Origin of the sequence: Halomonas sp. IOP_14, assembly GCF_021021315.1 — a bacterium.
GTDB classification, from domain to species: Bacteria; Pseudomonadota; Gammaproteobacteria; order Pseudomonadales; family Halomonadaceae; genus Vreelandella; species Vreelandella titanicae.
This window is the reverse complement of sequence record NZ_JAINWD010000016.1, coordinates 29,376-55,068: the sequence shown is the minus strand read 5'-3', so window position 1 is coordinate 55,068 and position 25,693 is coordinate 29,376. Positions and strand designations below refer to the sequence as shown.

Here is a 25,693-nt window from a genome sequence, read left to right as displayed (position 1 = left end):
CGCACGGCGAATAAATGCTTCACTGTTAGAGGTTAATCATGGCATCAAAGAAACCAATGGAAATCACCATCTCCGGGGCCATTCGAACTGATCAGTATGGAGGCTCTCATGGAGATATTTACCTGTATTGGCGAGACAGCCGTGATGCTGCATTTGCTCGGAAAGGAGGCCATGCGAATTTCGGCTACCCCGGCTATTTCTTGGCTAGTATATTTGACGGAACTGACTGGCGTAAGTTGCAGCTAAACAAGCTAATTGAGTACGAGCAAAGGTCGTACGAACTTGCAAGCCAAAGACAAGCGGTAATAGATAATCTCGCTAGAATTATCTCGTCATGGCGCGGGGTTACTGCTATTTACAACCAAGAGTCCCGTAGTTTTACTATCCCAGGTAGAGAAATAGGTTGAACCTCTAACAAGGCCAAGCACAGCGACAGCTTTTTCGTTGCGGCTTCGCCTTCACTACAAAGCTGCGCGTGTTGGCGGCGTTAGGCAATAATGAGGGATGGAATGCTCGTAGATAAATTGAAGCAACATAAAGAAAAAGTTTTGGCTGAATTTCGTGAGGCGATGGAGTTTAAAGCATTCACAGATTTGGCCTATGTGTTTGCAAAGAAATTCTCTGGTTTGCCAGAAAATAATAGAAGATTAGTTCTTGGCCATACGCAATATGCAAGCGAAGTTTGAATGGTTGATCAAGAAGTGAATGTAAATGATCTTCCAGGTCATTTTGATAATGCAAAGAAAAACTATTTCTTCTCTTTGATTCATCAACAGCAAGTTGCTCTTTTCGAGCACCTCTTTTTTGATTTTATTAAAATACTTCTTCTGGATAGGCCAGAGCGACTTTCGAAGAAAAAGCAAATCGACTATGGGACTATATTTGAAGTCAATAGCAAAGAAGAGCTCCTTGCAAAGCTGGTCGATCGTGAGTTAAACGAAATAAAGTATAAAAATGTCGCAGAATGGTTTTCCTATCTAGATAAGCTAGTCGGGCTGCCAGAATTTACTAGAGAAGAGTTATATAAATTAGCTGAAGCCAAAGCGTGTAGAGATATTCTGGTTCACAATGCTGGTGTTGCTAATCAAATATATGTTCTTAAGTCTGGAGATGCGGCCAGGTTCGACGAAGGACAGAAAATAGATGTATCCGGCGGGTATACAAAAGACACTTGGAGCCTTTTGGTTAAAATGCTGATAAAGACAATTGATCCGGTCATTGAAAAAGCCGAGAAGACCGATGCCTAACAAACGAAAGCACGCGGACCAATTTTACGCTGCGCTCCAAATTGTCCGGTGTTTTGGGCGTTATGCATAAGTTATGAATAAGAATTGCACGCATCCATCTCTGAAATGCCTAAATCAATACGACTTGATTCGCAAATACCAGTGCGAGTTTTGTAAAGAGATAATGATGTGCACCTGTGATAGGGAGCACGGCGAGCGGTTCTTGCCTCACCAGCTTGAATTTGGCTCTTGGTATGGTTCCAGAGAGAGGGTGCCCGTCACACTTGGATTCCAAGAGAACACCTGTCCGGAGTGCAGAGGAGAAAAGCCCGAAGCTGCTCCAAAAGCTCCCATGCATGGTGCAACATCAAAGATAGCCAGGTACTACTGGCGTGAGATTTTATTTGAGACCACTAAAAGATTCTACGATTCACATCCAGAGATTGACCCGAACGACTCTAGCTTATCTGAGTTTAGTTTTCCGGATGAACGGAAGATTATAGAGAAGCAGGTTGTTGAAGAAATAAAACGGCTTCATGAAATTTCACCTAAGTATCAATACAACGAGCTATCTCAGTCGGAAGTTATATCTCAAACGAACACCGAAGTTGTTCTTGTCAATGCCGAGCACGTTAAAACTGAAGTGAGAAAAGTCGGTATTCGAGACGATAAAGAAATTGTCACTGTAGAGGAATTTGCCTCTCGTTACTTTAAGCGTCTCGGATACAGAGTGATGCATGTTGAGAGCGTGCCCTTTCACGTTTTGTTCGGTGTGTTCATGTTTCTCGTTATCCAAGATGTTGGGGATGATAAAGGTCGCCTCGTCCAGTTTGGAAGTAGAAAGGATTTTGATAACGGTAGGTCGGACGAAGGCCTTATATCTACCATCCTTCCAGAGGATTTTGGAAGCAAGTCGTACTACGAACGACAAAAAGAATTGATAAATTGGCATATAGGTGAATTAGACGATCTTGAATGGCTTTTCGATTATTGGCTTGGTCATAGTTCTGACTTTAGACAATATCTTTGGGCGCACCGTGATAGCGACGTTTTGAAAGCGAAAGAAGTAATGCGTGTGCTTGGATTGAAAAAATTAAAGACGGTGCTCCATTACTTGTCTATGGATTATTGGGGCAATTTTTGCGGATGGCCAGATTTGTTGGTTCACAATGACGATGAGATTCGATTCGTTGAAGTTAAGTCAAAGAACGACAAACTGAGTGAAGATCAAAAAAATTGGCTATTGGGTAATCACGCCAACATGGGGTTTTATGCAACAATTTTTAAAGTCGGCAAAGCATAACAATACGCTGTTGCCGGACAATTTTTCCACCGCTTCGCGGTTCCAAACTTGCCGCAAAGCTTTGCGTTAAAAGTATGAAGCTATTTGACCTTCTAGGGCTGCTAAGTCCCACATTGTCGGCGGCTGATTGTAAGTTACACATGGCGGTCTGGAATGGAGAAGAGCATCCCCTCGATGTATTCCTCGCGGGAGATTTCGAGGAGTGGCAGCGGTGGCAGAGCAAGCGTAACTTTGAGCGTCGCTATGTCGTCTCTCTCATCAGCATGCCTGGTACGAAAAATTGGCTTTTCGGCGGCCTCTACGAGCGAATGGGAATTGAATATAAAAAAGAGGCCAATTACTACTACTATGATTTGGAGCAAGTAAAAGACTGCGCGGAACTTGCTGGTCGCTTGGTTGTTAAGTTTGGTCGGAAATTTCGGCAATCATACTTGCTGGCTGATCGGTGGAGTGAATCGATTTCGGTATCGGAACTCAAGCCAGAGCGTCTCACCTTATCAGAGTTTCCAGGCTTTAAGTCTGTGAATTTGTCCAAGCGGGAGCTAGATGGCGTCATTCGCCAAAGCATCCCATCTTGGAGAGGTGCGCTCTCATCTGTCTCTGGGGTTTACGTAATATCAGATACAAAGTCAGGAAAGCTTTACGTCGGCAGCGCATATGGGGAAGGCGGCATTTGGGCCCGCTGGGCGCAGTATTCCTCTTCGGGGCATGGGAACAATGTGGAGCTGCGAATGCTCTTGAAAGAACTCGGTGCAAAAACCGCTGACGCTTTCCGCTTTTCAATTCTTGAGGTAGCAGATGTGCATGCAAACAAAACTGAAGTTATCGCCCGCGAAACTCATTGGAAGAATGTCTTGCTATCTCGTACGCATGGCTACAATTCGAATTAACCTGAAACCCAACAAGTCGCTGTTGGCGGACAATTTTTCCACCGCTGCGCGGCTCCAAAATTGCCGCAAAGCTTTGCGTTAGGAATAAGGGGTCATGAGTGAAATTCAAGGAAATGGACAAAGATCAAAAGGATGCATATAAAAATATCTTGCTTCATATGATCCAAATAAAATCACAAGAAGAACAGGAGTTTGGCCGCCAATTCTTGCGCTTGTTAACACTTGGAAATGGCTCCGGAATACTGTTGCTATCAACATTTATGGGCGCTATTTCCAGTAACTCTGAAAACATTTCTGCTCTTGTCGATCCGCTTATAAAATTTTCAGTGGGCGCCATTTTGGCTGCATTAATGTATTTCCCTTTCTTGGCTGTCTCTCACCAAGCAACAGCCAGCATTGTGAACCAAGTTGATCAATTTCTAAGAAATCAAATCAGCATTGATGATATACGAGGTTACGGGCTTAGTAAAAAGGGGCGTGTAGTTGTATTCGTCTTGCAGGTTAGTTCTTTAATTGCATTTGTTTGGGGACTTTACGAGTGTGTAATAATTTTGAAGTCATGGGGCTAAATCCTAACAAACCAATGGTGTGGGACAGTCGACACGTCGCTTCGCTTTTTTATGACTGCCCCACATTAAGGCGTTAAATTTCATTGGAGTCCATAAGAATGCCTGAATGGGATGAAGATATCGCGGCGCTTAATATGAGCGATGTCGAGAAAAATGGCCTTCAGGTCTATCGAAACTATACAAAGGCGTTTGAGAGGGAGCAGGCTAAGAAATTTGCTGCGGAGGTTGATGCAGAGTCTCACGACGTTTCTAGACTGGATAAGGTGTGCCTTGCGATTGCGTCTGATGATGAAAGGCTCATTCCGGTCATAGCATGTGCTTTCGCTGACGAAGTTCTTGACGAAATGTACAAGCGCGAGATTCCCAAGGGTATTCCTGGAGGTAGAGACAGCCTCTTCTCTGGCTATGGACCATTCTCAAGTCTTTCGAAAAGAATACAAGTTGCCTGCGCCTTTGAATGGATGAGTGAAGATATACTAAAGGATATGGATTCCTTGCGGAAAGTCAGAAATAAATTCTCTCATTTATGGGATCATGAATCGCTATCGGGGTACGCCGATAAAGCTCCCACATCGGATATAACTCCCATCGAAACGATGTTCAAAGATCATGAGGAGCGATTGCTTCTATCTGGTGTTGAGAAATTAGATGCTGTGGGCCGTCTTAGAGTGCGGATCATATGGCTGCTAGGCAGGCTGTATTACGAGGCTCTACTATATCCTCGAGCTATCAAACAGAGAATGAACCCTTATGTGGCCCTCTACGGCGAAAGTCGTCCAGAGGTTTTGTCACGAGTTGCAGGTGTGTGTAGTGAATACACTCGGCAGGTTCTTCAGGCAAAAATTTAACAAGGCCAGGCACGGCGACGGCTTTTCCGTTGCGGCTTCGCCTTCACTACAAAGCCGCGCGTGCTGGCGGCGTTGAGCCTGTAGAAAAACCCCGCTGACGGCTAAGTTTTGGTAGGATCGAGAAAACAGACGAGGAGTGGTCAGCATGCCGCGCTTCAAGCCTTATAACCACGATCAAAATGCCATGGTGGTGATCAACTACCAAGATCAACTCCAACCCGGTACCTTTGAGCACGCAGTGCATTACCTGATCGAGCATAAACTCGACTTGTCCGTTTTCCACCCCAAGTACCGCAACGATGCGACCGGCCGGCTGGCCTATGATCCGGCCATCCTGCTTAAGATTATCCTGTTTGCTTACTCCAAAGGCATCACCTCCAGCCGTGAGATGCAGTGGTGCTGCGAGACCAATATTATTTTCAAAGCCCTTTCCTGCGATACCGTTCCCCACTTCACCACACTGGCCAGCTTTGTCAGTCGCCATGCTGATGAGATTGAAGCGCTATTCGAACAAGTGCTGCTGGTGTGCCATGAACAAGGCTTGCTGGGTAACGAACTCTTTGCCATTGACGGCTGCAAGATGTCCTCCGATGCCTCTAAGGAGTGGTCGGGTACGTTCAAAGAATTGGGCGAGAAGCGGGAGAAACTAAGAGGACTGATTCGGCATCATTTATTGGAGCACTACGCGCGTGATGAAGCCGAAACGGAAGCCGATCTGGATCGAGATATCCGCCGGGCCAAGATGATCCTCTCGCTAGATGCCGCCATGAACAAAGTGGATCGTTTCCTAAAGACGCACAGCCCAAGGATGGGACGGGGGAAGCGAATCAAGGAAGTGAAGAGCAATCTGACCGATAACGAAAGTGCCAAAATGATCACCAGCAAGGGCACCATCCAGGGCTATAACGGCGTAGCCACGGTGGATAAAAAGCACCAGATCGTCATTGATGCTCAGGCCTTCGGCGAAGGCCAAGAGCATCATACCCTGAAGCCAGTTCTGGAGCAGGTAGAAGCGCGTTTTAAGAAGCTGGGCATCGCCGAGAACATCTACCAGAAAGGCACCGTCGTGACCGCTGACACTGGCTTTGCCAATGAAGCTAACATGAAGTATCTGTACGAATAGCAGATCAACGGCTACATCTCCGATAACCAGTTACGCAGCCGAGATCCGAAGTTCGCCGACCAGAAAGACAAATATGGCAAGCGCCATCAGAACCTGCTGGACAAAGGCTGGCGAGAGACGACGCCAGCCAGCGCGTTCCAGTTTGATCCAGTAGCGCTAACGTGTATCTGCCCCACCGGCGAAAAGCGGTCCTATCGCGGGCAACGAGAAACGGACACTGGCAAGATTCGGGTACACTTTGAAGGGCGTTTGCTGCAATGTCGGCACTGCCCAAAGAAATACCGATGCATGCAGAACCCGGGCTCGGCCGACCATCGCCACGGTGCCGGCCGACAAGTGTCTTTTATTATCGAGAACAAACGCTTACCCAATTACACCGACTGGATGAAGCACCGAGTTGATAGCCCGAAAGGCAAAGAAATTTACAGCCACCGTATGTCAGTCGTGGAGCCCGTTTTCGGCAATATTGGCACGACGAAAAGACTGAACCGCTTCAGCCTTCGGGGTAAGCAAAAGGTGCAAGGTCAGTGGCAGCTTTACTACCTGGTGCACAAATATTGAGAAGTTAGCGAATTATGGCCACATGCCCGCGTCATGAAGGGCTTAGAGCGGGGTCAGTTGCTTTTTAAGAGCAAAAGGCCGTCTTTAACAAGCTTTAGTTGGGCGCTCAAGTGGCTAAATACCGATATTAAGATTACTCAGCCAGATGACCGGCTGGGTAAATGAATAAGGACAACAGGCGCTGGAAACGGCTCGAAATCGAGTTTTTCTACAGCCTCGTTAGAGTGCTGAAATATCCTCAGATGGGGAGGATTGCGGTTGCTAGGTAAGTAGTCCCGAAGTGATAGCAGGCCTGATTGCGAGGTTTGGCGCGGATGCTAAAATTTTCGCCTGCGGTCGGCTATTAGTGTAGTTCGTCGATCAGCATGCTGCGGATGACGCGGTTCGCGTCAACTTGCTGGTCGCGCCCGTTCGCGATCGTGTACTGTTACATAATGACCTAGACCGGAGAACGCCATGCCTTCCCCCCTCGTGACCACCGACTGGCTGCAGGAGAATCTGGATAACGAACATTTGGTCCTGATCGACGCTAGCATGGCCAATGTCGTTGGCAAGGAGCCGATCATTTATGATCGTCCGATGTTGATCCCGGGAAGTTTCCGAATAGACCTGGAAGGAACGCTTTGCGATACCGGAGCTTCCCAAGCTCACGCCTTCCCGACGGAAGAGCAGTTCACGGCGGAGATCCGTAGATTGGGCATCGAGCCCGAGAGCCTCGTGGTGTTGTACGACGATCAGGGTATCTACTCGTCACCACGCGCCTGGTGGATTCTGCGGGCTATGGGCCTCAAACATGTGTTTGTTCTGGATGGCGGCCTGCCGCAGTGGTTGGCCGAAGGTCGGGACACCGTTTCTGCTTCGGTGTCAGATGCGACCAAGCATGGCAGCGTGGTTGGCAAGCTCGACGACACCCTGGTTCGAGATTCTGCCTACGTTTTCCAGCACCTGGAGGACGAGCAAGTAACGGTCATTGATGCGCGATCACAGGCGCGTTTCCTGGGGCAAGCGCCAGAACCCAGGCCTGGTGTGCGCGGTGGCTACATCCCCAATTCTCTCAACCTGCCGTTTACAGAGGTGCTGGAAGGCTATCGGTTCAAGCCAGCCAGCCAGCTGGCGTCAACATTTGCCCACCTCGATCCCTCCCTTCAGCCCAGCAACGGACACCAACTGGTGTTTTCCTGTGGCTCCGGCATCACCGCCTGCATCATCCTACTGGCGGCCGAGCTGACCGGGTATACTCAGCTGTCGCTGTACGACGGTTCCTGGGCCGACTGGGGCAGCAGTGAGGCGTTGCCGGTGGCGTAGCGGATATCATCTCGCTACTAGATGAATTGGCAGTTCCTAAAAATCACAGGCACGGCGACGTCTACTCCATTGCGTCTTCTCCTCCATTCCGCAGCCTCGGGTGCTGTCTGCGTTGAGTCTGTAGTAAAACTCCGATGACGGCTAAGTTTTGGTAGGATCGAGGAAATAGACGAGGAGTAGCCAGTATGCCGAACTTCAAACCCTATAACCAAGATCAAAACACCATGGTGGTGATCAGCTACCAATATCAGCTCCTGCCCAGCCCCTTTGAAAACGCAGCGCACTACCTAATCAAGCACACGCTAGACTTATCGTTTCTCCCCACAACCCGCCTAAATTTAGAGTAGGCGATTTGGTAATCCCCCGCCTGAATGATCCCTTTAAGTATGTGGCTATTATTGTACTGCGTGCTTAACGTGAAGTGATCGGTGAGTGTGAAGTTGTTGGTAATAAACGTGGCGACGTTCTCAAGCGACTAAACTGAATCCGAGCTAGGGCAGCGAATACCGGCCTACTTTTTTATAAGTATTTGTGATGTCTGGCTTCCGCTTTAATAGTCACTGAGACACTGTAATGGATCTTATCAATGCAGAATAACGTCATGCAGGTCGGGTAATTGTTCCTAAAAAACCAACAGCCCCATGCGTGGGAAAAAGCACTGGTACATTTCTTTGGAGGCATTCCTTTGACCAATACTGCATTCCGTTTGTGGGAAGGCTTTTCTGGGCCACCGTTCAATCCAATGGCGTGCTGTTTGTAGGCCTCGACCGTAAACTGTCGCCGTTGCCTGAAAGCACAGACGCACCGGTACATAACCCGTCGCTCAACCTGGCAATGCGCTTTCGGGTCTCCGGTGACTTTGAGATCAATATCACCGCGACGCTGACCGCCGCCAACTCTACCTTCTTTCTGTTTCACGGGGTTATCCCGATGGTGCAGGATGAATGGTACTGCGCAATGAGCACCTTCAAGGCCCAGATCGTCAATGGTGACTGGTGTTACTGGACAATGTATCACCCTGACAACACCGAGGCGGGGAATGCTGCTGCCAGTGTAGGCACCAATGTGATTTACACCTTCAAGCGTGAGGGCGCCGAGCTTGTGTTCCTGACCAACGGTGTGGAAGTTACCCGTCAGTCGGATATGTGTCTGTTTGCCGATGGGGTGGTTTATCTAAGCCTGGATGAAGCGAACGTGGGTGCAACGTTCCTTGTCACCGAGATCACCACGACCGGTATCGTAGAAGAGACGCCTGTGCGTAGTGTGCCTAAAACAGCGGGCACCTTGCGTGACAAGGCCGGTAAGCTCCGCATGGGCACCGCCGTGGCCACCTACCCGATGGTGTTTGATGAGCAGTACCGCACGATTCTGGGCAATGAGTTTAACCAGATGACCCCTGAGAACTGCATGAAATTCCAGTTCATCCAGCCTGCCCGTGGTGTCTATGACTTCTATGAATCGGATAAGCTAATCGACTACGCCGAACGTAATGGCATGGAGGTGCATGGTCACACGGTGGCGTGGAACGAAGCGACCCCGCAGTGGCTGTGGGATGGCTGGCTCGATGGGTCCATCACCGCTACAGAAGTAGGGGAGATCCTCGACGAACATATTGAGATGTTGTTCGGTCTCTATAAGGGCCGCATGGTCTCTTTCGATTTGATCAACGAACCATTCCTGGGCTGGACAGACCAACTCCGAGATTCCGTCTGGTACCAGGCATTAGGACGTGGCTACATTGAACGGGCATTACGTAAAGCCCACGAAGTGGATCCGGACGTACTGCTGTTCATTAACGAGTGGGGGTGTGAAGAGGCGGGAGACAAACAGGACTTCCTGTTCAACCTAGTGGTCGAATTGCAAACCGCTGGCGTGCCCATTCATGGCATTGGCTTGCAGATGCACGAAGACGTGAACGCTGAGTACCAGGCCGCCTGGGATGTGAATAGTACGTCGGTCAGCAAGGCGCACCTAACCTCAGCGATTGCTCGCTTCCATGCCATTGGTATTGAGGTACGGGTATCTGAGCTGGATATCAACCAGCACCGGATCTTCGCAACTACTCCGGAAGCGGTAGCGGCGTTGTACGCGACTTACTTGGAAGCATGCATCGAAGCGGGGGCGCACTCGTTTACCATGTGGGGCTTCACCGATCGCTGGTCATCGCTTAACGATTGGTACAACTATTACGGGCACGGTAACGGGCTGATTTACGATGCCCAGTATCAACCTAAGTTGGCCTACCAAGCGCTTTTCAATAAATTGGACGAGATGGCAAATTCTCTTACCTCCCGCTGAAAGGAATAATCTTATGAACATAGGCATCGGTATGGTATAGAGGCGGAACAAAGCGAAAGGCCATGCTTATCGTCCTGGCTAAATGGGTCAGGATAAGCATGGTGGAAAATATGTGTTCGAGTAATGTCACGGCAGGTTTCGCATCCTCATGCGCTACCTTGAGAACGGCTCACATAAATGTCCAGGCCAATATCCGCGTAACCTTATTTCCCTGTTTCATCTCTATTTCCCGACTATCAACGGCACCGAGCTTGCGGATCAGCTTCTTGGCAGGCTTAACATTGTCTCTTTTTGAAACCAGGCTGCTAAACCAGCGGCATTGAGTTGAATACACTTGGCTTTCTCTTATTAGCTTTTTAAGAAACAGCTGTTCGCCCCCCTTATACCAGAGCTCTGCGCCCATCCCGCCAAAGTTCAGCGTAGGCGATTGGGTTGTGGCTTTTAGTTCGCCGCGACTACGAGCAAGGTTATTGAATTTACGCTGGCTACCTTTAAGTGCTTCATCGAGCGAGGCGTGAAAGGGTGGGTTGCATACACTGACGTCAAAAAACTCCCCATCTTGAATGATCCCTTCAAAAATATGGTTTTTATCGTGCTGTGTGCGTAGCGTGAAGCGATCCTTGAGCTTGGGGTTGTTGGTAATAATTGTGGCGATGTTCTCAAGCGATTGAGGGTTAATGTCACTACCAACACACTGCCAGCCGTAAATTTGGCAGGCCAGTAGTGGGTAGATGCCATTGGCTCCTGTCCCTATATCGAGCAGCTTGATGCTGGGCTGTTCATGTCCAAGCCCAAACTCCAATAAATCCGCCATGTGATGAATATAGTCGGCTCTGCCTGGGATCGGGGGGCAAAGCGCGCCCTCTGGAATATCCCAATCGACAATATTGTAGTATCGGTTTAATAACGCGGCGTTGAGCGTTTTTACTGCCAGTGGGTCTGCGAAATCGATGGAAAGTTCGCCATAAGCGTTCGGCTTCACATAGGGGGCTAGTGGTGGGTGGCTCTTTACGAGCACTGGGAAGTCATAGCCTTGGTTGTGTAGATTCTTCGGGTGCAGGCCTTTACGAACAGGCTTGGCTGGGCTTTTTTCACTTTCATGGTGGTTGTTCACAGTAATAGGCCCGAGGCTTGGCGTTCAATTGTCGAGAGGGTATGGCTTAGTCCGTGATTATAATCTTCATGGTTGTGTTGAGCATACTCGGTAGTTAAATGGACGCCCATTCTCCCGGGGATGTATATGTTAGCTCCGATGCCCCTCGTCATTAATTGCGGTGGTGTTGTCGATTTTGATCAGTGGCGAACGACTACTCTATGCAGAACGCATTATTCCGGTGCTGCAAGCCGGAGCAAGGCTGAATTTACGCGAGGAGGTCCGTCATGAGCCAGATTGAATCACCGAGAGTTGTCTCCAAAGAGGAATGGTTTCGGGCACGCAAAGCCCATCTAAAGAACGAGAAGGCGCTCACGCGTATGCGCGACCTGGTCGCCCGTGAACGGCGTGAGTTGCCATGGGTTAAGCTGGAGAAAGAATACGTCTTCGACACGCTGGAAGGGAAGAAGACGCTTGCCGAGCTATTTGGCACAAACAGTCAATTGGTCATTCACCATTTCATGTTCGGCCCTGACTGGGAGGCGGGCTGCCCGAGCTGCTCGCTGGAGGCGGATCATGCCGAGGGCGCCATCGTCCACCTCGCCAATCACGATGTCAGTTATGTTCGTGTATCCCGCGCGCCGTTGGAAAAGCTGGAAGCCTACCGGAGGCGCATGGGCTGGACAGCCAACTGGGTATCCTCCCAGGGCAGCGATTTCAATTTTGACTTTCAGGTCTCTTTCGCACGGGAGGATCTTGAGGCTGGTCGGCTCCACTACAATTATCAAACTATCGAGGATCCGAAATACTTCAGCGAAGAATTGCCCGGTCTTAGCGTTTTCTACAGGGATGAAAGTGGCGCTGTGTTCCATACCTACTCCAGCTACGCCCGTGGCAATGAAGAGGTTATTGGCGCCTTCGTTTATCTCGATATCACGCCGAAGGGCCGCAACGAGAAGGAAATCATGGACTGGGTTCGTCGCCGCGATGAGTACGATGTGAGTCTGACAGAAGCGGTCTGTCACACCTGCTGATTGCCGCCCGTCGCCGTTAGCTCCATCCCAGGGGGGTATAATAATAGAAGGAAGGTAAATGGGTATTGAGCTTATTGGCTTTATCGCAGTCGTATTGCTGGCATACCTTATTCCCGGTCCGGATTTTCTGCTAGTCAGCCGATATGCGGTAAAGCATCGTCGACTCGGTTTAGCTGCTGCGCTGGGTGCTCAGAGCGGACTCTGTATACACATGCTGACGGCCGCTCTGGGCCTTTCGGCCATTGCGGCTCGCTCCGCTGAGCTGTTTATGCTGATTCGATGGGCAGGTGCGGCTTATTTAATCTGGATGGGGCTAGCAGTTCTGTACAGCAGTCGTAGCCAGCACCGTAGTGCACAGGCAGACGCGCAAGAAAACATTGATGCCACTAGCCGTAGCCGTGCTTTTGCCAATGGCTTTTTGTGCAATTTGCTCAACCCCAAGGCGGTCATCTTTTTCCTCAGTGTCTTACCCCAGTTCATCGATCCCACGGTTAGTGCCGCTCGGCAAATTTTGATACTCGGTGTGCTTGATGTACTGATTGGTGTCGCTTGGTGGTGGGGCGTTGTCATACTTATGGAGCGCGTAGCACAGGCATTACGCAGGCCGCGCATTCGGCAGTGGTGGGATTGGGTTACAGGCAGTTTGATGATCGGTGCTGGCGCTCTCTTGGTGCGCAACAGTCCGAGTTAATAATGCCATATACGATCACTGGTGTGCTAAAGGGCACATATTACTCTGCCTAGAAGGTGAGCTTCTTACTGAGCTAGACGATGGGCGTTGTTTTGTTCTCACGCCTGGTTCGAGCTATCAAGTTGCCGACAATGCAGAACTTCATCGTTCTTCGACGGAGCAGGGAGCTACGTTGTTCGTCGTCGATTAGCATCGCATAATCACTGTTATGGATAGGGAGTAAACGTATGGTCTTCGACTTACCTGCACCAGAGCAGCAAGACTCCAAGTCATTGGTTGGCAGTATTGCGGCTCGGCGCAGCGTGAGGGAGTACACGAATGCACCACTCCCTATCGGTGTTTTGTCTCAATTGCTTTGGTCGGCCCAGGGCGTAACAGGGCCGGATACAAAAAGAGCAACGCCATCGGCAGGTGGATTATACCCGCTGCACCTAAAAATATTGGTGCAGCGGGTATCGGAACTTGAGCCTGGTATCTATGAGTATCAGGCTGACAACCATTCGTTAAAGTTAACTGGGAACCGTGCCCCGGAAGGGGCAGTGCAAGCGCTAGGGATTGGCGATCAACCATGGTTGAAAGAAGCGGCTCTCGTCATCGGAGTTGCCGCGAAACTGGGAGAGGCAGTTCGGCACTTTGAAGCTCAGCCACCCCAGGGAGAGCGCGGCGCTCGCTATGTATATATGGAAACTGGTGCTCTAGCACAAAATGTCCATCTTCAGAGCACTGCTCTCGGAGTTGGTTGTGTTCTAGTGGCAGGTTTCGATGATCCAAGAGTGAAAGAAGTATTGAGATTGCCTGCGGACTTGGACCCTACTGCGCTGCTTTGCATTGGGCTGCGGCGTGATGCCTAACAGAGCATAACAATACGCGGCACGAGGGTCGCCTTGTCTTCCTTTTGCTCTATAAAGACCTCTGGTGCGCTTCGCCCTAGCCATTAAAAGGAGGAATTGAGATGTGCGAGACTCTAGAGAGAAGCGTTTCGTTTCGCGTGGCCACCCACCACGATCTGCAAGCTATCGTTCAGATGCTCGCCGATGATAGCCTTGGTCTAAAGCGTGAAGATCCTTCAAGTCCTCTGTCTCGTTCCTATCATATGGCCTTCGAAGCTATCGATGCTGATCCTAACAATGAGTTGGTAGTTGCAGTTACAGGTCGTCATATTGTGGGCGTGCTTCAAATTACCTTCATTCCATATCTAACCTACCAGGGGGGATGGCGAGCTCTGATAGAGGGCGTTCGCGTATCCAAGGAAATCCGGTCATCTGGAATTGGTCGCGCTATGTTTGAGTGGGCCATAAATCGCGCTAAAGAAAGAGGGTGTGTTCTGGTTCAGCTCACAACTGACAAGTTGAGGCCGGATGCATTACGCTTTTATGAGGGCTTTGGCTTTGTAGCGTCTCACGAAGGAATGAAACTCAAGCTGTAATCCTACAAGCAGACGAGGATTCTTTAAGACCTCCCAATGCTTGGCCTCTTTGGTTAATAAAAACGTCAATGCGACCTGGCTGCTTTAAATCCAGCTGTTTACGCTCATCGTTAAGCTTCTCCCTTGACCGCCTACAGAAGATATTTGAGTACACATATGGCCTTTATCGAACCCGTCACCCTCTCTGCGCGCGGCGTAAAAATCGTGCCGCTTACACTCAACCACGAAGCCGGTCTGCGCGCTGCCGCAGCGGACGGGGAGTTATGGAACCTGCGCATTACATCGGTACCAGCGCCTGACGAGACGCACCGCTATATTGATACCGCTTTGAAAGCCCGAGAGGAAGGCCACCGCTTTGCCTTTACCGTCATTGAAGAGGTCAGTGGTACGGTGCTTGGTTCTACTAGTTACCATGATATTTTGCCTGACGTAAAAAGAGTGGAAATTGGCTACACGTGGTACGCCAAGCGAGTGCAGCACACGCATGTCAACACCACTTGCAAGCTGCTGCTATTGACACACGCTTTCGAGACGCTGGGCTGTAATGTAGTCGGCTGGCGTACTGACAACTTCAATTTTGCCAGTCAGCGTGCAATTGAGCGGCTAGGCGCGAAAAAGGACGGCGTGATCCGTGGCAACGTGTTGCGCCGAGACGGTACTATTCGCGATACGGTGATGTATAGCCTGCACAAGGGCGAATGGCCAGAGGTGCGTGCGCATCTCGACTATCTGTTGAGCCGACCCCGCACGTAGTGAGGAAAGCGTCGTGGCTTAGTCATGCTTAAACGCCATACAAGCATGATTGGATCCGTTTATTCTGGTGTTATGGCACGTGTTGAGGAGGTGGTATGTCGTTCGAAGAGTTACGGTCTGAAGTGCATAAAACTTACATGGAATACTATGTTGCTGGATTTAAGAGCAACGACGTAACGCTGATCGATAAAATGGTCAAGTATCCAATCGCATATATTAAAAATGGTTCGGTGACAATGTGTGATTCCTATCCGATAGATCCCAAAAGCCTTAAAAAAGAAAAGGGTTGGGATCATTCTGTCGACTGGAGGTTCGAGGTGACAGCTGTCAATGATAGTGAAGCTCATGCAGTTGCCTCTGCTGTCAGATGCAGAAAAGATGGTTCAAAAATTGAGAGTGTTCATGGGTTCTATGCTTTTACCAAGACGGCCGATGGATGGAAAATGTATGCCGTTGCGGATACTACCTTTTGATCATAAAAATGCGCAGCAGTGCGCAGCAGTGCGCGGCTTGCAGCCAATGTGCGTCTTTGACAGGGCATTGCTTTACTTCCAGTTAAGTTTCTGGGGGCACCGTATTCAGGTAATAAGGATCGTTAATGAAGAAAATGTTTCTAACTTCATCGTTTGCGGATGTGGCGGATCTATTTTTAAAATTTACCGGAGGGAAATGCGCTGGCAAAACGGCTACCTTCATTCCCACGGCGAGCCTCGTGGAAGAGGTGAGGTTTTATGTGTCCGCTGGCAAGTAAGCCCTCGAAAAGCTGGGTGTTATCGTTGATGAGCTTGAAATTTCAACGGCGTCTAAAGATGAAATAGAGAGCAAGCTTCAAAAAAATGATTATATCTATATCACTGGTGGAAATACTTTCTTTTTACTTCAAGAGCTAAAAAGAACAGGTGCAGATAAAGCCATAATAGAACAAATAAATTCAGGGAAGATGTATGTAGGTGAGTCAGCCGGTTCTATTGTTGTGTCGCGCGATATTGAGTATGTGAAGGACATGGATGATTTTACGGCAGCACCTAACGTAGGCTCTTTTTCCTCGCTAGGTCTCGTTGATTTTTATCCAGTCCCACACCATACCAACTTTCCATTCAAAGAATCCGTTGAGAGCATCATCTCCAGTTATAAAGAGAAAATAGGCCTTTGTCCAATTAGTAATGCACAAGCAATTATCGTAAATGATAATAAGTTTGAAGTATGGCCTGACGAAGCTTAACAAAGCGAAACAGCACGTGGCTTGCAGCCTCCGAGCGCTTCTAAACTCGCGCCTTAGTGCTTGGCATTATAAGTATCCATCTGGCTAAAAGGAGCCGTAAGTGTTTGAGGTAAAAGCAACCCAACATGTGCTGGTGGTTAACGATCTTGAGAAGACCGAGAGTTACTTGCTCGACAAACGTTCGACGCAGCGGGCCGATATCCCCTCTACCAAGCCCTGGCTCAACATTTAACCATCGATCCAACAAACTATCTGCCGCGCCCATACCTTAAATGGAGAGTCTAATTTTGAGCTATCTTGGTGGATGTTGCTGAGAAACCTCGTAGCTATTTTGGCTTTTGACGGTTAAACACGATCAGAACTGAAGGAGAGACACATGGTAACCAACACAGAGCTTCATGGGGCTTGTCTTTGCGGGATTGTCAGCGTCACCGTTACCACCAAAAGCAACCATGTCGGCGTTTGTCACTGCTCGATGTGCAGAAAGTGGGGTGGGGGGCCGCTGTTTGCGGTGGAGTTTGCCGGTGATGTGGATTTTAACGGCTCGGAGCATATAACTACCTTCAGTTCCTCAGAATGGGCTGAGCGTGGTTTCTGTCAACAGTGTGGCACCCACCTCTTCTATCGCTTAAAGCAGGGTGGACATTACGCGCTTCCCGTTGGCCTTCTTGATAGCGCGGATGATTGGAAAATAACCGAACAGATATTTATCGACCAAAAGCCCCCTTACTATTCACTAGCAGAAAAAACCAAGCAACTGACGGGGGAAGAAGTGTTTGCTCAATTTGGGGAGCAGTAGAGGCTCAGTTCATGGTGCACCAATTCCACTCTCTTACTAATGCTGGCTTGAACCGGAGCTTGGGTTTGCCAAAATGAGGGTTATAACCGGCAGCACTTGGCAAGGAGAGAGAGCCTTCATCAGCGGGCGCTACGTAATGCGTGGTAATCGACGGGGGAGCTTATGAGCGACAAGAGCAGAATCAGCTTGCAGTGCGTGGTGGGCGATATCGCTCGACAATCCGATGTAGATGCCGTGGTTAATGCCGCCAATGCACAATTGAGAACCGGTGGGGGCGTTGCCGGGGCGCTTCATCGCGCTGCTGGGCCCGGCCTGGCCGAAGAGGGGCAGTCAATGGCGCCCATCAAGCCGGGCCAAGCGGTACTCACCGGCGGTCATAATCTGCCCAACCGCTGGGTGATTCACTGCCTGGGCCCGGTATACGGCGTCGACAAGCCGGAGGATCAACTGCTGGCGGACTGTTACCGCAATGCGCTGAAACTGGTCGATGAGCACGGTATTGAGCGGCTTGCTTTCCCGGCACTGTCTACCGGCGCTTTCGGCTACCCGGTGGAAGAAGCCGCTCAGGTGTGTGCGGCTACCCTCGAAGCCATACTGCCCAGCTTGCATAAAGTGCGCCTGATCCGCTTTGTGCTGTACGACGAAGCAGCTCGGCATACCCTCCACCAAGCTCTGACTCAACGCTTAACCATTGATCCAGTAGACTAGCTGTAGCGCCAATTGTTTAGCATGACGCATGCATGAGAGCTGAGTGGAGGTGCAGCTTCTGCTTAGGGGGCAGCTTTAGCACTGCTGCGCTGCCGCGGGTGCACTTGAGCCTATTTTATAGCACTATCACGCCGCGTATTCTCCAGTTCCTCAATCATTCGGCGCGCTGCATTAGAAAGCGTTCGATTGGTATGCACCAAATAGCCCAGCGGTCGGTAAATAGGCGGGGTGTCTACCTTTAGCTCTACCAGTTCGCTGTCGATCATCTTTTCCGGCAGCAGGCTCCAGCCTAATCCTACGCTGCACATCATTTTTAGCGTTTCTAAATAGTTGGTCGCCATGCTTACAGGCAATTGAAGTCCAGCTTCGTTAAAACGTTTCGCAATAAGTGACCCTGTAAAGGTCTTCGCCCCCGGCATTACACAGTTGAATTCACACAGGTCGGCCAATGACCGGAGGCTTTGAGGTGCCGGGTCTTGGTTGGCAAGTGGGTGGTCAATCGCACAGGTAAAACAGAGCCGATCACGCCAAAGCTCTACGACCTGCAGTTGTTCATGAGGGTGGGGGGCGAGAGTCACCACCGCCATTTCCAGAGTGCCATCCAGCACCCCCTGGTAAGCCTGCTCAGAATCCAGAAAGTGCAGGTCGAGTTCGACTTCCGGATGGCGCTGAGTGTACTGCTTTAATAGTGGTGGTAAGCGGTGCAGGCCAATATGGTGGCTGGTGGCCAGGGTAAGCTTGCCGCCCACTTGGCCAGACAGGTTGGCTAGTGCCCGGCGGCTGTCCTCAACGGTAAACAGGATGCGCCTCGCTTGGGGCAGTAAGACATTACCGGCTTCGGTTAGCGCAATACGTCGACCAATGCGGTCAAACAGCCGTGCACCTACCTGAGACTCCAAGGTAGCGATGCGTTTGCTAACGGCGGGCTGGGTAAGATAAAGCTGCTCCGCCGCGCGAGAGAAACTTTGCGTATCGGCGACAGCCAGAAAGGCTTGTAGGCTTTGAGTATCCACTTACGAATCCTTGATTAAGCATTCCTGTTTGGAATCTAATCTATGAATAACATGAATTGCTTTTATGCGCGAGTCGCGTAACACTCGTGCTATCGCCATATAAGCAGCACGAAGAGGCTGCCATACCGAACTAGCAGGGCACTGCCCAGGAGAGCCACATGTCAGGTCAAACCCTTTACGACAAACTCTGGAATCAGCACTTGGTCAAGCAGCGTGATGACGGCACCGCGTTGATCTACATCGACCGCCAGCTGCTTCACGAGGTGACTTCGCCTCAAGCGTTTGAAGGCCTGCGTTTAGCTAATCGTAAGCCGTGGCGTTTAGATGCCAACTTGGCCACGCCTGACCATAACGTGCCGACGACCATTAAAGAGCGCGCTGAGGGCAACAGCGGTATTAAAGACCCGGTGTCGCTGATTCAGGTGCAAACCCTGGACGACAACTGCCTTGAGTACGGCATCGAAGAGTTCAAAATCAACGACCCGCGCCAGGGCATCGTGCACGTAGTTGGCCCCGAACAGGGCGCAACGCTGCCAGGAATGACCGTGGTGTGTGGCGACTCCCACACCGCGACCCACGGTGCCTTTGGCGCTTTGGCCCACGGTATTGGTACCTCGGAAGTCGAGCATGTAATGGCGACCCAGTGCTTGCTGGCGCAAAAAATGAAGAATATGCAGGTGCGCGTGGAAGGTGAGCTTGGCCTGGGCGTAACAGCAAAAGATGTGGTGCTGGCGATTATCGGCAAGATTGGCACCGCTGGCGGTACTGGTTATGCCATTGAATTTGCCGGTAGCGCGATCGCTTCGCTTTCTATGGAAGGGCGCATGACCGTATGTAACATGGCTATTGAGGCGGGCGCACGAGTAGGTTTGATCGCCGTGGACGACACCACGATTGATTACCTTGCCAAGCGTCCTTTCGCGCCCACGGCAGAGCAGTGGGAAGCCGCCGTGGCGGACTGGCGCAATCTGGTGTCTGACGACGATGCGCAGTTCGATAAAGTGGTTACTTTGCAGGCTGAAGAGATCGAGCCACAGGTGAGCTGGGGCACCAGCCCGGAAATGGTCACCGGTATTTCCGGCCAAGTGCCTGATCCCAGCGCTGCGCTGGATGAAACCGTGCAGCGCAGCCACACTCGTGCCTTAGAGTACATGGGCCTTCACGCCAATCAGAAAATCACTGATATCAAGCTGGATAAAATCTTTATCGGCTCCTGCACCAACTCGCGCATTGAAGATTTACGCGAAGCCGCCAAAGTCGCCAAAGGTAAGAAAGTGGCTGATTCCATCAAGCTGGCCATGGTGGTGCCGGGTTCTGGCTTGGTGAAGCGTCAAGCCGAGGCGGAAGGTTTGGATAAGATCTTTATTGAAGCAGGTTTTGAGTGGCGAGAGCCGGGCTGCTCCATGTGTTTGGCCATGAACGCGGATAAGCTGGGTGCCGGTGAACACTGCGCCTCTACTTCTAACCGAAACTTTGAAGGGCGCCAGGGTTACGGTGGCCGCACGCACTTGGTCAGTCCGGCCATGGCAGCGGCAGCGGCGATTGCCGGTCACTTTGTTGATGTTCGCACCTTGCCCGCTAACGACGCCACTCACGCTCAGGAGGCCTAAACCATGAAAAAATTTGAACGTTTTGAAGGCGTGGTAGCACCCCTTGACCGCGCCAACGTCGACACCGACTTGATTATCCCGAAGCAGTTTTTGAAGTCGATCAAGCGCACCGGCTTTGGCGTTAACCTGTTTGACGAACTGCGTTACTTGGATGAAGGCCAGCCGGGGCAGGACTGCTCACAGCGCCCGCTGAACCCTGATTTCGTCTTGAACCAGTCGCGTTTCAAAGGCGCGGAAGTGCTACTTGCTCGGCGCAATTTTGGCTGCGGCAGCTCTCGTGAACACGCGCCTTGGGCGCTGGAAGATTTCGGTTTCAAGGTAGTGATTGCGCCTAGCTTTGCCGATATCTTCTACAACAACTCGTTCAAGAACGGCATTTTGCTGATTACCTTCCCAGAAGATGTAATAGATCGCCTGTTTGCCGAGGTGGATGCCAATGAAGGCTACCAGTTGGATGTGGACATGGAGAACCAGCGGGTCATTACCCCGAGCGGTGAGATTTTAGAGTTTGAAGTGGATGAGTTCCGCAAACACTGCCTGCTGGAAGGGCTGGACGATATTGGTCTGACGCTAAAAGACGAAGACGCCATTCGTGCTTTTGAGCAGAAGCATAAAGCTGCGCGCCCCTGGTTGTTCCGGCAGTCTGCCTAAACGCTTTCCAGTTTTCACAGTAAGTTTGATAGCGCGTTGCAACCCCATTGCAATGCGCAAAGCGGCCAAAGTCGCTCGATAACATGTTAAGGAATCAGCATGACTCATAAGGTATTACTGCTACCGGGTGACGGTATTGGCCCCGAGATTGCCGCCCAGGCGGCACGTTTGTTGAAGGCGTGCCAAGAAGCGGGCTTGGATATTGAAGTGGACGAAGGTTTGGTGGGCGGCTCTGCCTATGATGTACACGGCGAGCCGCTGCCCGCGGAAACTTTGGAGAAAGCCAAAGCCGCTAGCGCTATTTTGCTGGGTGCCGTGGGTGGCCCAAAGTGGGACAAAATTGAAGACCTCGCCAAGCGTCCTGAAAAAGGCCTGCTGGGGCTGCGTAAAAACCTTGGATTGTTCGGCAATCTGCGCCCGGCAATGCTCTACCCGCAGTTGGCCAGCGCCTCTAGTCTGAAGCCGGAACTGGTGGCTGGGCTAGATATTATGATCGTCCGCGAACTCACCGGCGGTATCTACTTCGGCCAGCCCCGTGGCATTGAAGAGCGCAACGGCGAGCGGGTCGGCTTTAACACCTATATCTATTCTGAAAGCGAAATTGAGCGTATTGGCCGCGTCGCATTCGAGATGGCCCAGAAGCGTGGCAAGAAACTTTGCTCAGTAGATAAAGCTAACGTGCTGGAAGTGACCATATTGTGGCGTGAAGTGATGGAGCGTTTAGCGCCGGAATACCCGGACGTTGAGCTTTCCCATATGTACGTTGATAACGCCGCCATGCAGCTGGTGCGCGCACCCAAGCAGTTTGACGTGGTGGTGACTGGCAATATGTTTGGCGACATTCTCTCTGACGCTGCCGCTATGCTGACCGGCTCCATCGGTATGCTGCCTTCTGCTTCGCTAAACGAAAGCGGGCAGGGCATGTACGAGCCATGCCACGGTAGCGCGCCGGATATCGCCGGCCAGAATGTAGCTAACCCACTGGCCATGATGCTTTCGGTGGCCATGATGCTGCGTTATTCGTTGGGTGAAAATGCCATGGCGGAGCGTATTGAAGCCGCCGTCGGCAGCGTGCTGGATGACGGTCTGCGCACTGCGGATATTGCCTCTGAAGGTATGCAGACCATCGGTACCGATGCCATGGGCGATGCGGTGTTGGCTGCGTTTGCTAAGCAGTGAGTAAAGTCGCCGGGCTACTCCGGCGATAGGTCTACGAGGGGGCGCTGTAAACCCCTCCCTGGGCGCTACATTTGCCACTGACCGCCATGGATGGCGGAAATGCCGTGATTGCATGGACGCATTTCATGGCCATGGCAAATGACCCCCTCTACGACCTATCCCCGGCGCCTTTGTTTGCTCAGTCATTAACATTAGCCGTTCAGTGCGGCTTCAAAATCACCGTAAAGAAGTGTGTATAATGTGAGTACTCATTCTTTGCAGGAGGACTTTATATGTTGAAAGTCGGTTTCGTGGGATGGCGCGGCATGGTGGGCTCAGTGCTGATGCAGCGCATGCAGGAAGATGGTGATTTCAACGGCATCGAGCCGGTGTTCTTCACCACCTCCCAGGTAGGCCAGCCCGGCCCCGACATCGGTGTCGACGTACCTCCGCTGAAAGATGCCTTTGATATTGAAGCGCTCAAAGCGTTGGATGTTGTTGTCACCTGCCAGGGCGGTGACTACACCAAGCCAGTTTATAAAGATCTTCGCAGTGCAGGTTGGAAGGGCTACTGGATTGACGCCGCCAGTACCCTGCGCATGGAAGATGAAGCGACTATCGTGCTGGATCCGGTCAACCGCAAGGTCATCGATGACCAGCTAGCCAAGGGCGCTAAAACCTTTGTGGGCGGCAACTGTACCGTGAGCCTAATGCTGATGGGCTTGGGCGGTCTGTTTGAAGCCGATATGGTCGAGTGGATGACCTCCATGACCTATCAGGCGGCTTCTGGTTCGGGCGCTAAGCACATGCGTGAGCTGCTCAATCAAATGGGCCAACTGCGCGACAGCGTCGGCGAAGAGCTAAAAGATCCGTCAAGCGCGATTCTGGATATCGACCGCAAAGTAACGGCTGCCATGCGCAGCGGTGACTTCCCGACCGATAACTTTGCCGCGCCGCTGGCAGGTAGCTTGCTGCCATGGATCGATACCAAGCTAGACAACGGCCAGAGCCGCGAAGAGTGGAAGGGCAGCGTTGAGACCAATAAAATTCTCGGGCTCGACAACAACCCGATTCCCATCGATGGCCTGTGTGTGCGTATCGGTGCGATGCGTTCGCACAGCCAGGCGTTTACTATCAAGCTGAAGCACGATGTGCCGTTGGATGAGATCGAAGATCGCATCGCCAAGCACAACGAGTGGGTCAAGCTGATTCCTAACGATAAAGACGCCACCATTGCTGGCCTAACGCCTGCGGCTGCCACTGGCACGCTGCAAGTGCCGGTTGGGCGCCTGCGTAAACTGCAAATGGGCGGCGAATACCTCTCGGCATTTAGCGTGGGTGACCAGTTGCTGTGGGGCGCCGCAGAGCCGCTGAAGCGTATGTTGAAGATTCTTCGCGAACAGTAATTGTTTATTGTTGTACGCCAGTCGAAAACGGGAAGCTGTTCGCAGCTTCCCGTTTTTTTTGCGGCTAGTCATCTTGATAGTGGGAATAACACCGTTATTTCGTTAAGTTATGACAAAAAAGACTTAGTAAAATTATTTGGTATCAGTCGTTAAAAGTAAGTAGGTGATCAGGGAACATTCATGAAAAAATCACTGACATGGATTGCATGGCTCTCGTTGAGTGCAGTAAGTCCGATTGCGCTGGCCGTTGGTCTTGGGCAGGCGAGTGTCAGCTCATATCTGGATGCGCCTTTAGATGCTTCGATCCCTCTGCTCGAAAGCAGTGATTACGCCCTCGACGAGATTCATATCAGCGTTGCCGAGCCTCCAGCCTTTGCCTCAGCAGGCCTTGAATGGACGCCATTAGCGGCCAGCGTGCGCGTCCAGATTCAAGAGCAGCAGGGGCGCCGACAGGTACGCTTAAGCTCTGATAAAACGATGCAGGAGCCCTGGCTTGATTTGCTGTTAACGGTGGAGTTTCCAGACGGGCAGCAGTTTCGCGACATAACACTACTGTTTGATCCCCAAGGCTATGCTCAGAATCAAGCGCTTGCTCAAAATGCTGCCCCCAGCTCGTCAGCAGTAAGCAGTGCCGTCACGTCTCCGCTTGCTCAGCCCAGTTCGACGCCGCCATCGAGTGCCTATGTGGGGAGCGGCGATACCCTATGGAGCGTTGCCGAGCGTATTAAACCTGACGAGGTGAGCGTACAGCAGATGATGCTGGCGCTGCTGGAGGCCAACTCTGAGGTCTTTCCATCGGGCAATATAAATGACATGCGTGCAGAGCAAACACTTCGGGTGCCTAATTCTGAACGCATTCTGGCGCGCTCTCACGGTGATGCCGATGCTGCTATCAAAGCGATGAATGAAGCCTGGCAGCAACGCCGCCCTGGCTCATTGCAAACAGTAATGCTACCGAAGGTTGAAGCCGCCACGCCTGTTTCTGCTACCTCCATAGCCGCCGACCAAGCTGGGGTTGAAGAAGAAGTCGACGAGCCTGAAGCAATAACGCGTTCGGAGCTGACCGAGCAACTGCACCTAAGCCAAGCGACATTACAGCAGGTTCTCGAAGAGCGTGAGTTGATGCGCGCAGAACTTGACGAGCTGCGTGGCGGGGTTGCCTCCCTAACGCAGGCGCTAAGCGATACGTTGGCTGCTCAAGAGCAATCTCCAGCGCCACTCATGGCGAGCATGGACGAGACGAATAGCCCGGGTGTGGCTGGCGTAATTGAGCGCTACCAGTGGACGTTGGCTTTGGCCGCCATCACACTGCTGCTAGTGCTGTGGGCATGGTTACGTAAGCGCCGAGAGGAGACCTGGGAAGACATTCCGCTGGCTGAACCCGTGGTTAAGCCAGCGGCTTCGCCTCGCGTAGAACCCAAGGCTGAGACCGATGCTTTTGCCACTAACGCCGCGCCGACATTAGATACCGATCAGTGGCTGGTCGACGATAAAGGGCAGACGCCATCGCAAGACGACCCCCTTCGCTATGAAAAAAGTCAGGCATCGGGACTCGCTGAGCAGGGGCGTCAGCGGAGGCTGAAGCTACACGCTGTTTCCGCTGACCGTTCTCAAAATGTCTCTTTAGCACCGCCGCCGAGTTCTATGCCCATGAGCCAATTGCTGGCTTCTATCCGTGCCGGTATGCCTGCTTCTGAGCCTGCGGCTGCTAATGCTCATGTGCAGCAAACCGACAAGCCTTCTGAAACAGCTGAGGATCCAGGCCATCGCTTTATCGATTACCACCCGCCGATCTTAAACAGCGCTTCACCCACCCATGATGGTCAGCGCACCGAGACCCCAATGCAGCCCACGGTGGAGTTCTTCAGTGAGTCGCATGCCGAACCGGTGCCTCCCGCGAAACAGCCACGTAGGCCAGTTGAAGAGGAGTGGGAAATTGAAGAGGTAGCATTCAAGCCGCGAGGCCTGGATAATAGCGATCCTTCAAAATCTTCAAAATGATGTGG

The 25,693-nt window shown here is 51.3% G+C and carries 29 protein-coding genes and 1 pseudogene; 28 read left to right on the top strand and 2 right to left on the bottom strand.

All coding sequences use genetic code 11. The annotated features are described in order from the left end of the window. The first annotated feature begins 38 nt into the window (after positions 1 to 38). The 12 genes from K7H09_RS13175 (at position 39) to K7H09_RS24545 (ending at position 10,123) form a co-directional block, all read left to right on the top strand. Positions 39 to 407, top strand: a complete 369-nt coding sequence (locus K7H09_RS13175) for a hypothetical protein (protein WP_230804878.1) — start codon at positions 39 to 41, stop codon at positions 405 to 407. A 102-nt stretch (positions 408 to 509) separates the two neighbouring features. Further along, positions 510 to 686 (top strand): hypothetical protein, encoded by a 177-nt coding sequence (locus K7H09_RS13170; protein WP_230804875.1) that lies wholly within the window; start codon positions 510 to 512, stop codon positions 684 to 686. Next, positions 687 to 1,247 carry a hypothetical protein gene (locus K7H09_RS13165; RefSeq protein WP_230804874.1) on the top strand — a complete coding sequence of 187 codons (561 nt, stop codon included), beginning with the start codon at positions 687 to 689 and terminating at the stop codon, positions 1,245 to 1,247. It abuts the gene before it with no gap. 202 nt (positions 1,248 to 1,449) lie between these two features. Continuing rightward, positions 1,450 to 2,529, top strand: a complete 1,080-nt coding sequence (locus K7H09_RS13160) for a VRR-NUC domain-containing protein (protein ID WP_230804873.1) — start codon at positions 1,450 to 1,452, stop codon at positions 2,527 to 2,529. Positions 2,530 to 2,603: 74 nt separating this feature from the next. Next, positions 2,604 to 3,419, top strand: coding sequence for a GIY-YIG nuclease family protein (locus K7H09_RS13155; protein ID WP_230804872.1), 816 nt, complete (start codon positions 2,604 to 2,606; stop codon positions 3,417 to 3,419). A gap of 98 nt (positions 3,420 to 3,517) precedes the next feature. Then, entirely contained in the window at positions 3,518 to 3,988 is a 471-nt protein-coding gene (locus tag K7H09_RS13150; protein ID WP_230804871.1) for a hypothetical protein, read from the top strand. A gap of 98 nt (positions 3,989 to 4,086) precedes the next feature. Beyond that, positions 4,087 to 4,836 carry a hypothetical protein gene (locus K7H09_RS13145; RefSeq protein WP_230804870.1) on the top strand — a complete coding sequence of 250 codons (750 nt, stop codon included), beginning with the start codon at positions 4,087 to 4,089 and terminating at the stop codon, positions 4,834 to 4,836. A gap of 145 nt (positions 4,837 to 4,981) precedes the next feature. After that, entirely contained in the window at positions 4,982 to 5,959 is a 978-nt protein-coding gene (locus K7H09_RS13140) for a transposase (RefSeq protein ID WP_230804869.1), read from the top strand. Positions 5,960 to 5,962: 3 nt separating this feature from the next. Further along, on the top strand, positions 5,963 to 6,520 hold the full coding sequence (locus tag K7H09_RS13135) for a transposase (protein ID WP_330165619.1): 558 nt from the start codon (positions 5,963 to 5,965) through the stop codon (positions 6,518 to 6,520). A gap of 456 nt (positions 6,521 to 6,976) precedes the next feature. Further along, complete coding sequence (locus K7H09_RS13130) at positions 6,977 to 7,825, top strand: sulfurtransferase (RefSeq protein WP_230804868.1); 849 nt, start codon at positions 6,977 to 6,979, stop codon at positions 7,823 to 7,825. A gap of 185 nt (positions 7,826 to 8,010) precedes the next feature. Continuing rightward, the gene (locus K7H09_RS13125) at positions 8,011 to 8,172 is read left to right on the top strand and encodes a hypothetical protein (protein WP_230804867.1); all 162 of its coding nucleotides are present in this window, start codon (positions 8,011 to 8,013) and stop codon (positions 8,170 to 8,172) included. Between the two features lie 361 nt (positions 8,173 to 8,533). After that, on the top strand, positions 8,534 to 10,123 hold the full coding sequence (locus K7H09_RS24545) for an endo-1,4-beta-xylanase (protein ID WP_230804866.1): 1,590 nt from the start codon (positions 8,534 to 8,536) through the stop codon (positions 10,121 to 10,123). 169 nt (positions 10,124 to 10,292) lie between these two features. Here K7H09_RS24545 and rlmF read toward each other — a convergent pair whose 3' ends face one another. After that, entirely contained in the window at positions 10,293 to 11,237 is a 945-nt protein-coding gene (gene rlmF, locus K7H09_RS13115; protein WP_230804864.1) for a 23S rRNA (adenine(1618)-N(6))-methyltransferase RlmF, read from the bottom strand. Positions 11,238 to 11,503: 266 nt separating this feature from the next. On the opposite strand from rlmF, the gene K7H09_RS13110 reads away from it, so the two are divergent. The 11 genes and pseudogenes from K7H09_RS13110 (at position 11,504) to K7H09_RS13065 (ending at position 17,849) form a co-directional block, all read left to right on the top strand. Beyond that, positions 11,504 to 12,250: a DUF899 domain-containing protein gene (locus K7H09_RS13110; protein WP_039859066.1), complete on the top strand. Its 747-nt coding sequence runs from the start codon at positions 11,504 to 11,506 to the stop codon at positions 12,248 to 12,250. Positions 12,251 to 12,308: 58 nt separating this feature from the next. After that, positions 12,309 to 12,941 (top strand): LysE family translocator, encoded by a 633-nt coding sequence (locus tag K7H09_RS13105; RefSeq protein ID WP_230804861.1) that lies wholly within the window; start codon positions 12,309 to 12,311, stop codon positions 12,939 to 12,941. Continuing rightward, positions 12,904 to 13,131 (top strand): DHCW motif cupin fold protein, encoded by a 228-nt coding sequence (locus K7H09_RS13100; RefSeq protein WP_230804859.1) that lies wholly within the window; start codon positions 12,904 to 12,906, stop codon positions 13,129 to 13,131. The genes K7H09_RS13105 and K7H09_RS13100 overlap by 38 nt, the downstream gene beginning before the upstream one ends. A 37-nt stretch (positions 13,132 to 13,168) precedes the next feature. Continuing rightward, positions 13,169 to 13,792: a SagB/ThcOx family dehydrogenase gene (locus tag K7H09_RS13095; RefSeq protein ID WP_230804857.1), complete on the top strand. Its 624-nt coding sequence runs from the start codon at positions 13,169 to 13,171 to the stop codon at positions 13,790 to 13,792. Positions 13,793 to 13,893: 101 nt separating this feature from the next. Next, entirely contained in the window at positions 13,894 to 14,367 is a 474-nt protein-coding gene (locus K7H09_RS13090; protein WP_230804855.1) for a GNAT family N-acetyltransferase, read from the top strand. Positions 14,368 to 14,523: 156 nt separating this feature from the next. Continuing rightward, positions 14,524 to 15,120, top strand: coding sequence for a GNAT family N-acetyltransferase (locus K7H09_RS13085; RefSeq protein ID WP_230804853.1), 597 nt, complete (start codon positions 14,524 to 14,526; stop codon positions 15,118 to 15,120). 95 nt (positions 15,121 to 15,215) lie between these two features. Continuing rightward, the gene (locus tag K7H09_RS13080; RefSeq protein ID WP_230804851.1) at positions 15,216 to 15,593 is read left to right on the top strand and encodes a hypothetical protein; all 378 of its coding nucleotides are present in this window, start codon (positions 15,216 to 15,218) and stop codon (positions 15,591 to 15,593) included. Positions 15,594 to 15,718: 125 nt separating this feature from the next. After that, positions 15,719 to 16,342 (top strand): annotated as a pseudogene (locus K7H09_RS13075) (peptidase E). A 100-nt stretch (positions 16,343 to 16,442) separates the two neighbouring features. Next, a complete protein-coding gene (locus K7H09_RS24435) occupies positions 16,443 to 16,574 on the top strand; it encodes a hypothetical protein (RefSeq protein ID WP_269064000.1) in 132 nt (43 codons plus the stop codon). Between the two features lie 144 nt (positions 16,575 to 16,718). Next, complete coding sequence (locus tag K7H09_RS13070) at positions 16,719 to 17,141, top strand: GFA family protein (RefSeq protein ID WP_022523210.1); 423 nt, start codon at positions 16,719 to 16,721, stop codon at positions 17,139 to 17,141. A 162-nt stretch (positions 17,142 to 17,303) separates the two neighbouring features. Beyond that, positions 17,304 to 17,849, top strand: coding sequence for a macro domain-containing protein (locus K7H09_RS13065; RefSeq protein ID WP_230804849.1), 546 nt, complete (start codon positions 17,304 to 17,306; stop codon positions 17,847 to 17,849). A gap of 110 nt (positions 17,850 to 17,959) precedes the next feature. Here K7H09_RS13065 and K7H09_RS13060 read toward each other — a convergent pair whose 3' ends face one another. Then, positions 17,960 to 18,862, bottom strand: coding sequence for a LysR family transcriptional regulator (locus K7H09_RS13060; RefSeq protein WP_027957487.1), 903 nt, complete (start codon positions 18,860 to 18,862; stop codon positions 17,960 to 17,962). 158 nt (positions 18,863 to 19,020) lie between these two features. Between K7H09_RS13060 and leuC the strand changes: the two genes are divergently transcribed. From leuC to K7H09_RS13035, 5 genes are all read left to right on the top strand, one after another. Then, the gene (gene leuC, locus K7H09_RS13055) at positions 19,021 to 20,472 is read left to right on the top strand and encodes a 3-isopropylmalate dehydratase large subunit (RefSeq protein WP_230804839.1); all 1,452 of its coding nucleotides are present in this window, start codon (positions 19,021 to 19,023) and stop codon (positions 20,470 to 20,472) included. Positions 20,473 to 20,475: 3 nt separating this feature from the next. Then, the gene (gene leuD / locus K7H09_RS13050; protein ID WP_230804837.1) at positions 20,476 to 21,123 is read left to right on the top strand and encodes a 3-isopropylmalate dehydratase small subunit; all 648 of its coding nucleotides are present in this window, start codon (positions 20,476 to 20,478) and stop codon (positions 21,121 to 21,123) included. 99 nt (positions 21,124 to 21,222) lie between these two features. Further along, positions 21,223 to 22,302, top strand: coding sequence for a 3-isopropylmalate dehydrogenase (leuB, locus tag K7H09_RS13045; protein ID WP_230804835.1), 1,080 nt, complete (start codon positions 21,223 to 21,225; stop codon positions 22,300 to 22,302). 272 nt (positions 22,303 to 22,574) lie between these two features. Beyond that, positions 22,575 to 23,687 (top strand): aspartate-semialdehyde dehydrogenase, encoded by a 1,113-nt coding sequence (gene asd / locus K7H09_RS13040; protein WP_022523215.1) that lies wholly within the window; start codon positions 22,575 to 22,577, stop codon positions 23,685 to 23,687. 180 nt (positions 23,688 to 23,867) lie between these two features. Then, the gene (locus tag K7H09_RS13035) at positions 23,868 to 25,688 is read left to right on the top strand and encodes a type IV pilus assembly protein FimV (protein WP_230804833.1); all 1,821 of its coding nucleotides are present in this window, start codon (positions 23,868 to 23,870) and stop codon (positions 25,686 to 25,688) included. Positions 25,689 to 25,693: the final 5 nt, after the last annotated feature.

Bases quoted from the DNA above. Each gene is read 5' to 3' on its own strand.
- K7H09_RS13090 (WP_230804855.1), top strand. From the start codon at position 13,894: ATGTGCGAGACTCTAGAGAGAAGCGTTTCGTTTCGCGTGGCCACCCAC.
- K7H09_RS13175 (WP_230804878.1), top strand. From the start codon at position 39: ATGGCATCAAAGAAACCAATGGAAATCACCATCTCCGGGGCCATTCGA.
- K7H09_RS13070 (WP_022523210.1), top strand. From the start codon at position 16,719: ATGGTAACCAACACAGAGCTTCATGGGGCTTGTCTTTGCGGGATTGTC.
- K7H09_RS13125 (WP_230804867.1), top strand. From the start codon at position 8,011: ATGCCGAACTTCAAACCCTATAACCAAGATCAAAACACCATGGTGGTG.
- K7H09_RS13035 (WP_230804833.1), top strand. From the start codon at position 23,868: ATGAAAAAATCACTGACATGGATTGCATGGCTCTCGTTGAGTGCAGTA.
- leuD (WP_230804837.1), top strand. From the start codon at position 20,476: ATGAAAAAATTTGAACGTTTTGAAGGCGTGGTAGCACCCCTTGACCGC.
- K7H09_RS13095 (WP_230804857.1), top strand. From the start codon at position 13,169: ATGGTCTTCGACTTACCTGCACCAGAGCAGCAAGACTCCAAGTCATTG.
- K7H09_RS13085 (WP_230804853.1), top strand. From the start codon at position 14,524: ATGGCCTTTATCGAACCCGTCACCCTCTCTGCGCGCGGCGTAAAAATC.
- K7H09_RS13080 (WP_230804851.1), top strand. From the start codon at position 15,216: ATGTCGTTCGAAGAGTTACGGTCTGAAGTGCATAAAACTTACATGGAA.
- K7H09_RS13145 (WP_230804870.1), top strand. From the start codon at position 4,087: ATGCCTGAATGGGATGAAGATATCGCGGCGCTTAATATGAGCGATGTC.
- leuB (WP_230804835.1), top strand. From the start codon at position 21,223: ATGACTCATAAGGTATTACTGCTACCGGGTGACGGTATTGGCCCCGAG.
- K7H09_RS13130 (WP_230804868.1), top strand. From the start codon at position 6,977: ATGCCTTCCCCCCTCGTGACCACCGACTGGCTGCAGGAGAATCTGGAT.
- K7H09_RS13170 (WP_230804875.1), top strand. From the start codon at position 510: ATGCTCGTAGATAAATTGAAGCAACATAAAGAAAAAGTTTTGGCTGAA.
- K7H09_RS13110 (WP_039859066.1), top strand. From the start codon at position 11,504: ATGAGCCAGATTGAATCACCGAGAGTTGTCTCCAAAGAGGAATGGTTT.
- leuC (WP_230804839.1), top strand. From the start codon at position 19,021: ATGTCAGGTCAAACCCTTTACGACAAACTCTGGAATCAGCACTTGGTC.
- K7H09_RS13155 (WP_230804872.1), top strand. From the start codon at position 2,604: ATGAAGCTATTTGACCTTCTAGGGCTGCTAAGTCCCACATTGTCGGCG.
- K7H09_RS13065 (WP_230804849.1), top strand. From the start codon at position 17,304: ATGAGCGACAAGAGCAGAATCAGCTTGCAGTGCGTGGTGGGCGATATC.
- K7H09_RS13165 (WP_230804874.1), top strand. From the start codon at position 687: ATGGTTGATCAAGAAGTGAATGTAAATGATCTTCCAGGTCATTTTGAT.
- K7H09_RS13105 (WP_230804861.1), top strand. From the start codon at position 12,309: ATGGGTATTGAGCTTATTGGCTTTATCGCAGTCGTATTGCTGGCATAC.
- K7H09_RS13140 (WP_230804869.1), top strand. From the start codon at position 4,982: ATGCCGCGCTTCAAGCCTTATAACCACGATCAAAATGCCATGGTGGTG.
- asd (WP_022523215.1), top strand. From the start codon at position 22,575: ATGTTGAAAGTCGGTTTCGTGGGATGGCGCGGCATGGTGGGCTCAGTG.